The 9,483-nt window shown below is 36.9% G+C and carries 10 protein-coding genes; 3 read left to right on the forward strand and 7 right to left on the reverse strand.

From position 1 onward, the window contains the following. Window positions 1-16 precede the first annotated feature (16 nt). Both F3G69_RS09570 and F3G69_RS09575 read right to left on the reverse strand, forming a co-directional pair. Window positions 17-238 carry a LysE family transporter gene (locus F3G69_RS09570; RefSeq protein ID WP_258033563.1) on the reverse strand — a complete coding sequence of 74 codons (222 nt, stop codon included), beginning with the start codon at window positions 236-238 and terminating at the stop codon, window positions 17-19. 4 nt (window positions 239-242) lie between these two features. Beyond that, window positions 243-623, reverse strand: coding sequence for a LysE/ArgO family amino acid transporter (locus F3G69_RS09575; RefSeq protein WP_258033564.1), 381 nt, complete (start codon window positions 621-623; stop codon window positions 243-245). 148 nt (window positions 624-771) lie between these two features. Between F3G69_RS09575 and F3G69_RS08405 the strand changes: the two genes are divergently transcribed. Then, the gene (locus F3G69_RS08405; RefSeq protein WP_103599974.1) at window positions 772-2,409 is read left to right on the forward strand and encodes a DNA polymerase III subunit gamma/tau; all 1,638 of its coding nucleotides are present in this window, start codon (window positions 772-774) and stop codon (window positions 2,407-2,409) included. Here the strand turns inward: F3G69_RS08405 and ccoS are convergent. Then, window positions 2,406-2,636 carry a cbb3-type cytochrome oxidase assembly protein CcoS gene (gene ccoS / locus F3G69_RS08410; RefSeq protein ID WP_149714980.1) on the reverse strand — a complete coding sequence of 77 codons (231 nt, stop codon included), beginning with the start codon at window positions 2,634-2,636 and terminating at the stop codon, window positions 2,406-2,408. The genes F3G69_RS08405 and ccoS overlap by 4 nt on opposite strands. Beyond that, window positions 2,636-5,017, reverse strand: a complete 2,382-nt coding sequence (locus F3G69_RS08415) for a heavy metal translocating P-type ATPase (protein ID WP_149714981.1) — start codon at window positions 5,015-5,017, stop codon at window positions 2,636-2,638. The genes ccoS and F3G69_RS08415 overlap by 1 nt, the downstream gene beginning before the upstream one ends. A 289-nt stretch (window positions 5,018-5,306) precedes the next feature. Between F3G69_RS08415 and rho the strand changes: the two genes are divergently transcribed. Further along, window positions 5,307-6,647, forward strand: coding sequence for a transcription termination factor Rho (gene rho / locus F3G69_RS08420; protein ID WP_103599977.1), 1,341 nt, complete (start codon window positions 5,307-5,309; stop codon window positions 6,645-6,647). Window positions 6,648-6,777: 130 nt separating this feature from the next. Here the strand turns inward: rho and F3G69_RS08425 are convergent, their stop codons facing one another. Then, a complete protein-coding gene (locus F3G69_RS08425; protein WP_002941953.1) occupies window positions 6,778-6,990 on the reverse strand; it encodes a transcriptional regulator in 213 nt (70 codons plus the stop codon). A gap of 158 nt (window positions 6,991-7,148) precedes the next feature. On the opposite strand from F3G69_RS08425, the gene F3G69_RS08430 reads away from it, so the two are divergent. Then, window positions 7,149-7,748, forward strand: a complete 600-nt coding sequence (locus F3G69_RS08430) for an outer membrane beta-barrel protein (RefSeq protein WP_103599978.1) — start codon at window positions 7,149-7,151, stop codon at window positions 7,746-7,748. Window positions 7,749-7,814: 66 nt separating this feature from the next. Here F3G69_RS08430 and F3G69_RS08435 read toward each other — a convergent pair whose 3' ends face one another. Both F3G69_RS08435 and nusA read right to left on the reverse strand, forming a co-directional pair. After that, on the reverse strand, window positions 7,815-8,294 hold the full coding sequence (locus tag F3G69_RS08435; RefSeq protein ID WP_103599979.1) for a GNAT family N-acetyltransferase: 480 nt from the start codon (window positions 8,292-8,294) through the stop codon (window positions 7,815-7,817). Then, window positions 8,294-9,397, reverse strand: coding sequence for a transcription termination factor NusA (gene nusA / locus F3G69_RS08440; protein WP_149714982.1), 1,104 nt, complete (start codon window positions 9,395-9,397; stop codon window positions 8,294-8,296). Before nusA ends, F3G69_RS08435 begins: the two co-directional genes overlap by 1 nt. Between the last annotated feature and the right edge of the window lie 86 nt (window positions 9,398-9,483).

Raw genomic sequence — 9,483 nt, forward strand, 5'->3', positions numbered from 1 at the left:
ATTTTATGTATCTTATCTATACTTTAGCAAAAAGTAAACTAAAAGAGATTAGAAGCATAATAATCCCAACAAAAATTTCTAAAATTTTCCATGAAAATTCTTTTGCAAAAATTGGAGCGAGAACTCTTGCTCCATATCCTAAAGAAAAGAAGAAAAATAGCGATGCAAGACTAGCACCGATGCCAAAAATTATATTTTCATCCCCAAATTTTGTTGAAATAGATCCTATTAAAAGCATCGTATCAAGATAGACGTGAGGATTTTAGCCAAGTAAAAGCAAGCGTCAAAAGCACTATTTTGCTAAATTTTGACTCGTGTTGCGCACTAGGAAGAAGGCTTTTGGGATTTTTAAATGCACCATACAAACTCTTTAGACTATAGACAAATAAAAAGATAAAGCCACCATATATGGCAACCTGTTTAAAAAACTCAAATTTTTGTAGCACTTTTGCAAAACCAAAAACTCCAGCAAATATAAGCAAGGCATCACCAAGTGCGCATATTAAGCAAACTGCGAAAATATGTTCCTTTTTTATACCCTGCTTCAAAACAAATGCATTTTGCGCGCCGATAGCCAATATTAAAGATAAACTTGTAAAAAATCCACTCCAAAATGCAGACATTTTCATCCTTTTTAAATTACCAATTATCTAAAATTTAACTAAAAGCAATCTAAAAGATCGAAAATTTTAACTATATGAAAAAGATAAATAATCATAAATTTATGCCTTTTTTTATAAAATCCTTGAACTTTATAAAAAGGATACCGCATTGCAAGCACTAGCTTTGAAATATCGCCCTAAAAATTTTGATGAACTTATCGGTCAAGAAGCAGTTAGTAAAAGTCTTATACACGCACTTGACGAGGGTCGCATAAGCCACGCATATCTGTTTTCTGGGCTTAGAGGCAGTGGTAAAACTTCAAGTGCTAGGATATTTTCAAAAGCTTTAGTATGCGAAAAAGGACCTACTTCAAAACCATGTGAAGTATGTCCACAATGCATAATGGCAAATGAGTCAAGACATATGGACATCATCGAGATGGACGCTGCTAGCCATAGAAAGATAGATGATATAAGAGAGCTAATAGAGCAAACAAAATATGCTCCAGCAATGGCAAGATATAAAATTTTTATAATCGACGAAGTACATATGCTAACCAAAGAGGCATTTAACGCCCTTTTAAAAACGCTTGAAGAGCCACCAAGCTATGTAAAATTTATCCTAGCGACGACTGATCCATTAAAACTCCCAACAACGGTGCTTTCAAGAACGCAGCATTTCAGATTTAAACAGATAAGCAGATACAGCATCATTAAACATCTTGAGTTTATTTTAAGCAAAGAAGGCATTAGCTACGAAAAAGAGGCACTCGAAATTTTAGCAAGAAGTGGCGGAGGATCACTAAGAGATACTTTGACGCTTCTTGATCAAGCTATCATTTACGGGGCAAATAATGTCACGGCAAATGGCGTAGCATTGATGTTAGGGCTTCTTGATCCAGAAAAGATCGAAGAGATAATAACTCATGTTTTAAATCACGATAAAAATGCTATCAGAGTGCTTGTAAGCGAACTTGAAAGCTACGATCCAGAAATGATAATAGATGAAATTTTGGCAAATTTAAAGCAAAAATTTATAGAAAACGACTCAAAAATTTCTCTACTTGTTTATGAAAGATTTTTTAGGATTTTGGCACAAGCTAAAGGTATGCTAAATGTAAGTAGCGATAATGGCTTTGTGCTAATGCTAATGCTTTTTATGATGATAGAAGCTCTAAATTTACAAGATATTGATGATGCTATAAATGAAGTGATCTCAAAAAATAACGAAAATTCCACTCAAATCACAGAAGTCATCACTCAAAAAAGTCAAGTAGCTCCTGCTAAAATGCAAGGTCCATACGAACTCTTCTTAACAAAAATTTATGATAGAAATTATGATCTTGGCGAGTTTTTTAAAGAATTTGTAGAATTTAGCTTCTTTAATAACAATGAGCTTGGACTGATAGTAAATGCAAAAGATGAAAATCTTGAATATTTTAAGAAAAATTGGAAAATCTTAAACGAGATATTGCGTACGCTTTTTGGACAAAATGCGAAGATAGTAAATGCAAAGAGCGATGAACAAAAAGCACAAGCTAAGACGCCTAAAGCCTCTTTAGAAAATAATGAAAAAAGCGAACTAGACGAGCTTGATGAGGAAATTTTAAGACTAAATGCAAATAACGTTGAAACTAAAAATGAGCCAAAAACCGAGATAAAAAGCGAGCTGCAAAACGAGAAAAATAACTTTACTTTGATGCTAAATAAAGAGCCAAAAACGCCAGAAGAGCTTCAAAGACAAAGAGAACAAGGTGCGCTAAAAGAGGCCAATAGACTTTTTGGCGAGCCAACGATTGAGAGCTAAATTTTATCTTTATTGGATTTTGCTCTTTTTTTTAGAGCTTCTTTTTTGCGAAGCTCTAGCTCATAAGCTTCATTTAGCGCCTCTTCATTGTCTAAATTTGCTCCGTCCAAAAATTTTCGGTAGTCCTCAAATTGCTTATTTTTTATCCCCCAAAGCACGCCAAAAAGCAAAAATGCTCCCATCAAAACCGAGATAAAAACCAGCATCGCAAGTGTCGCGCTATCCATTATTTTTCCTTAAATTTTCTAACAATATAAAGCGAGTTTAAGATAACACTTAGCGAGCTAAGCGACATAAAAAGCGCAGCAAATAGCGGAATGACGTAGCCACATACGGCAAATGGCAGAGCAAGAACATTATAAAGAAGACAAAAGAGCAAATTTTGCTTTATCGTTTTGTAAGTAAATTTTGAGATTTTTATTGCCTTTGCTAGACTTTTTAAACTATCATCAAGTAGCACTACATCGCTTCTTTCTAGGCTTATCGCCGCCCCACTTCCCATGCAAATAGCAACATGAGCAAGGCTAAGCGCTGCTGCGTCGTTTATGCCGTCCCCTACCATTAGCACCTTTTTACCCTGCTCTTTTAGTTCGCTTATAAATTTAGCTTTCGTTTCAGGCAACATCTCTGCCCTAAACTCACTCATGCCAAGCTCATCTGCCACGTTTTTTACCACTTTTTGCACATCGCCACTTAAGATACACACTTTCATGCCAGCGCTCTTTAGCTCGTCTATCAAGGCCTTTGCTTCAGGTTTTACGCTATCTTTTAGGTAAAATTTCGCCACTAGCTCACCATTAAGCCCCACAAAAAAGCTCACATTTTCTTCAGCTTCATCAAAGCTAATACCATTTTCAACTAAAAATCGCTTGCTTCCTGCATAAAATTTTTTACCAGAAATTTCAGCCTCAACACCCTTTGCCACGCTTAAATTTGTATTTTTAAGCTCTATTTTCCTTGCACCTTTTTGTTTTAGAAATTTAGCCACTGCCACGCTTATTTGATGATTTGATATAAGAGCTAGCGAATAAATTTCATCTAAGCTTATGCTCTCTTTTATAAAAAAATCACTAACTTCAAATTCTGCCTTTGTGAGTGTACCAGTCTTATCAAATACCACTACATCGCACTTTGCAAGGCTTTCAAAAAATTTAGCCTCTTTAAAAAGTACTCTATTTTTAAAGGCCACACCGAGGGCACAGACACTACTAACTGGCGTGGCGAGCGCAAGCGCACAAGGGCAAGCGATCACGATGACGCTAACAGCCGTGACGATAGCTTCTGAAAAGCCATATTTAAAGTACCAAAACCAAAATGTAAAAAATGCCAAAGTCAGCACGCTAAGAGAAAATTTAGAAGCGATTTTATTGACTACAAGCTCGATATTTGGCTTTTTTAGCTCAGCATTTTGGAGCAAATTTATAAGCTGATTTAGATAAGAATTTTTAAAAATTTCCTTTGCTTCATAGATGATTTGTCCATTTTGGCAAATGACGCCACTTTTTACCTCTTGCCCCACTCCCAAGGTCACAGACAGGCTCTCTCCCGTTAGACTTGAGCTATCCACGCTTGCCTCGCCACTAAGCACCACTCCATCAAGTAGCGCCCTTTCGCCAGATCTAAGCGCGATCTTTTCGCCCAAATTTACATCTCTTGGCTCTTTTAAAACATCCTTACCATCTTCTAAAACGCACACCTTTGCAAGCAGCATATCATTTAAGAAATTTGAAGTCTCAAGCGCCTTTTTCTTACCCAAAATTTCTAAAAATTTACCGATAAAAACAAAGGTGATGATCATTGCAACCGAGTCAAAATAGCTCTCGCCACTCCTCGTAAACATCGCATAAATCGAGTAGATATATGTTATGCTAGCTCCGGTGATAACGAGCAAATCCATATTTGGTGAAGCGTTTTTTATGGCTATCTTTGCTCCTTTAAAAAACTCGCTACCAGTATAAAAAAGTACAGGCGTTGCTAATACAAACTGTGTAAAGATTAAAATATCTTTTATATCGCCTCTTATGCCACTAAAATACCCACTATACTGAGCAATGGCTAGCCACATAATGTTCATCGTAGCAAAGATACCAACTAGCGCTTTTGTGTAAAAATTTCTTCTTTTCTTAGCTAGCTCGTCCTCTTTTTGACTCGTAGCATAGGGCTTTGGGACGTAGCCAACGGCATAAATTTTTTCAATTATCTGCTCTATTAAAAGCTCTTGCTCATCAAAAACAATGACCGCTTTTTGATTAAGCGAGTTGATATTTACCTCCAAGACGCCCGGTGAGCTAAAAAGCGCCTTTTCAAGTAGCCAGATGCAAGCTGAGCAAGTGATGCCATCGATTAAAAATGAAATTTGACTAAAGTCGCCCTCTTTTGTCACAAGCTCGCTAAAATTTGCTGCTAAATTTTTGATATTTGCACCGTTGCTTGCCGGTGTAAGTGTATTTTTACCAAGACGTTCATAAAACTCGCTAAGCCCATTTTCATTTAAAATTTCATAAACACCTTTGCAACCAACACAGCAAAATTTAAGTCCGCTTTCATTTGAGATCATCACGCTTTCATCAAATTTTAATCTACAATGAGCACATCTACTTTGTGGCATTTTTACTTTCTTTTATCTAAAATTTTTACCAATATTATTGCATCGCATGCCTATTACGCACCATATAAATTTATGGTAGGCAAACTACAAAAATAGGCACAAATTTCTTCTTTTGTTATCGTTATAAAATGGCGAGATTATAGCAAATCAACCATTTTTGAGCAAAAATTTTATTTTATGCCATTTCTTGACAACAAAGTTTTATTTTTATAAAATGCCAAAACTTTCAAAAACTTCTTTTTGAAACCTAGAAATTCTGCAAAATTATCCCCGCATTTAAAGAGGAAATATGGAAAATAACCAAACCGAGCAAAGTGCTGCTCAAAACACAAAAACTACAAAAAAACATCAAGCATCAAGAACCCATGTACCAGTTGACGGACACAAGATCGAAGAGTTAAGAACACTTAGCTTAGACGAGCTAGTACAGATCGCAAATAGCGTTGGCGTCGAAAATCCGCGTGAATTTCGCAGACAGGATTTGATATTTGAGATACTAAAAACCCAGACAAAACAAGGCGGCTTTATACTATTTACTGGAATTTTAGAGATCACAAACGAAGGTTACGGCTTTTTAAGGGCTGTTGATGCAAATTTAAGCGACAGCTCAAACGATGCTTACGTCTCAAACTCACAGATCCGTAAATTTGCACTTCGTGTAGGCGATATCATCACCGGCCAAGTAAGAGAGCCAAAAGATCAGGAAAAATACTACGCTCTTTTAAAGATCGAAGCAGTAAACTACATGCCTCTAGCAGATGCAAAAGAGAGGCCATTATTTGACAACCTAACCCCACTTTTCCCAACTGAAAAGCTAAATTTAGAGTACGATCCGATGAAGCTAACAGGCCGTGTGCTTGACCTTTTTACGCCTATTGGCAAGGGTCAGCGTGGCCTCATCGTCGCACCTCCAAGAAGTGGTAAAACAGAGCTTATGAAAGAGCTAGCTCACGGCATCGCTAAAAATCACCCAGAAGCCCAACTCATGGTACTTTTGGTTGATGAGAGACCAGAAGAAGTTACCGATATGCAGCGCTGCGTAAAAGGTGAAGTTTTTAGCTCGACATTTGACCTGCCAGCGCTTAATCACGTCCGAGTGGCAGAGCTTGTCATCGAAAAGGCAAAACGTCTAGTTGAGATGGGCAAAGACGTCATCATCTTACTTGATAGCATAACCCGTCTAGCACGCGCCTATAACACAGTGACCCCACCAAGCGGCAAGGTACTAACTGGTGGCGTGGATGCAAACGCACTTCACAAGCCAAAACGTTTCTTTGGCGCTGCTAGAAACATCGAACATGGCGGCTCACTAACCATCATCGCAACCGCATTAATAGACACTGGCTCACGCATGGATGAAGTGATATTTGAAGAGTTTAAAGGGACTGGCAACAGCGAGATCGTGCTTGACCGCAATATCTCAGACCGCAGAATTTATCCAGCTATCAACGTACTAAAATCAGGCACAAGAAAAGAAGAACTACTTCAAAAACCTGATGAGCTTCAAAAGATTTGGGCTATCCGCTCTGCGATCGCCACAATGGATGATGTCGAAGCGCTTAAATTTTTATACGCAAAAATGCTAAAAACAAAAGACAACAAAGAGCTTCTCTCTATCCTAAACGAGTAAATTTAACTGAGCTTGAAGCGCTTGCTTTGAGCTCAAATTTCTTCACTTAAAATATCTAGCCAAAAATATCTTAGAAATTTTGATTTTTCTAGCACTTGCAATTATAAAAGAGATTATGATTTTTAAACGATTATTTACTAAATTTTTCTATGTCTTGATTGATCAAATTTTCATATTCGCAAAGCTCATTACAAGTCTTTTTGCTCTGCTCTATAAGCTCATCAAATTTAAATCCAAGCATCACAATACGATAAAGGTTTGGCTTGTGTTTTCGCCAGTTGTAAAGCGTTGCGACATCAACGTCTAAATGATAAGCCATATCACGTTTTGTCATCTTAGCCACTTTACACTCCTTTTTTCGAGTGATTTTATAAATTTTATTCTGATAAGAAAACAATTGAATTATTTTATGTTTTTTATATATTTAATTGAATATTTAAACTTTATTTAATCCAATAAAATTTAGAATACCAGTCAAACATTTTTAAATAAGGAGTAAAAATGAAAAATGTAGTTTTAAAAGTTGCTTTAGGCTTAAGCTTGGCTAGTGCCGCTGCTTTAGCACAAGGAGCGTTTATTGGAATCGAAGGAGATTACTCTTTTAATTCAAAATTAACAGCAAAAAGCGATAATGACACAACAAAAGTCAAAAAGGCTCAACCAGGTATTGGACTAAAAGCTGGCTATGATTTTGATAGTTTTAGAGTTTATGGCGCTTACATTTACGACTTTCAAGCAAAGAAGTCACTTGGTGATGAAGACGGTACAGTAATAAAATGGAGTACACATAAATTTATAGTGGGCGTAGACTATACACCAGAATTGACAAAGGACATAAAACTAGTTCTTGGTGGCTACACTGGCTACTCAAAGCTTAAAATGGATGTATTTGACACTCATGATGGCTCGGAAAAAGCTAACACGAATGGCTGGATACTAGGTGCAAGAATTGGTGCTGAGTACTCTATCAACGAAAACAATGCAGTTGAGTTTGGTCTAAAAGCAGATAGAACAAAATATAGCCCTATAACAAAATATGATAATGCAAAAATAAAAGAGACAAATGTAGGTCTTTATATGGGATATACATATAAATTTTAATCACCAGCAAGCTCAAATTTCAAAGCAAATTTGAGCTTTTAACCAACTACTATACTTTAAAATAAGCTATAAATTTACCAGCTTTTCTAAATTTCCGCCGTCCAAGCGATAGTTTCTCCACTCAAGTGATTGATTTTTAGCACCCATACTTTCATAAAATTTAATACTTGGCTCATTCCAGTTTAGACAGCACCACTCAAGCCTTTTTAAATTTTCATCCTTGCAAATTTGAGCTAGAAATTTAAAAAATGCCTTGCCGATGCCTTGATTTCTAAACTCTTTTTTGACGTAGATGTCTTCAAGATACATTCCACCAAGCCCTAAAAATGTAGAAAATGTATAAAAATAGATAGCATATCCTATCACCCTGCCCTCACTCTCGCAGACAAGGGCTTTTGCATGATTTTTATTAAAGATGGAGTCTGCGAAAATTTCATTTGTAAAAGTGACTTGATCGCTCAAATTCTCATAGCTAGCAAGCTCCCTTACAAGCTCGCATATCACGTCTATATCGTCAATAGTCGCTTTTCTTATTTGAAATTTCATTAGTTATCACCAAAAAGTGCTTTTAAATCTTTGATTGGCTCATTATTTTCTGCATTACTACTAGTTTTTGAGCCAAGTTCATTTAGCTCGATCTCATAGCCAGTTAGCATGCTTGCTAGGCGGATATTTATGCCGTTTTTACCGATCGCTTTACTCTTTTGCTCGCTCGCAAGCGTTACGATCGCCTTATTTTCTTCGATCTTTACAGATGTGATGATCGCAGGTGCCATAGCGCGAGCTATCAAGATCGCTGGCTCGGTGGTGTATTCGATCGCATCGATGCTCTCACCATGAAGCTCTTTGCTTACGGCATTTATCCTAACGCCCTTTGTGCCGACCGTTGCACCAACTGGATCGATGTTTGGAGTGGTTGAGATTAGCGCCACTTTAGCTCTTTCGCCAGGGATCCTAGCACTTCCTTGAATGATAATACCGCCATCTTTTATCTCGGGTACCTCTGAAGTTAGCAGTGCTTCAAGAAATTTAGGTGAAGTCCTTGAAAGCTCAACCTTTATGCCTAAATTTTTATCTGTAAAAACTTTTCTAATGACTGCTTTTACCACGTCGCCCACTTTAAATTTCTCGCCTTTTATGCGGTTTTTGCGTGGTAAGATGGCACGAAGCTCGTCTATCTCGATAAATGTGTTTTCGTCATTATCGACTCTAACAACTGGTCCAAAGACCATGTGGCCGCTCATCTCATTATATTTTTGTAAAATTTTCTCTTCAACTAGGCGCTGGATGTGATACTCAAGCTCCTTATGAAGCGTCTGGGCTGCGGTTCTACCAAGGTTATCAAGACTTAGCTCGTAAGTGAGCTCATCTCCGATCTCTACGCCACTATCTATCTTTTTAGCCTCTTTTAAGCTTAAAAAGTGTTCATTGTCTTCTTCAAGCCTCTCATCATCATTTGCTACGATTGAAATTTTTTGATAAAGCTTTAAATTTTTATTCGCATCGATACTCACACCATACTCATAATTTTCGCCATAAACCCTTTTTGCAGTATTTATCAAGGCTCTTATAACGCGCTCTTTTACATCTTCTATCTCTAAATTTTTCTCATTTGCAATTGACTCGATGATATCTGAAATTCTTTCCATTTTTTCTCCATTGTAACGATAAATTTCGGGGATTTTTCGTGAAGTTTTGAAATTATACATAAGCCATACTTTTAATAACTTTAAGC

The sequence above is a fragment of the Campylobacter concisus genome (assembly GCF_902460625.1).
GTDB lineage: Bacteria > Campylobacterota > Campylobacteria > Campylobacterales > Campylobacteraceae > Campylobacter_A > Campylobacter_A concisus_AD.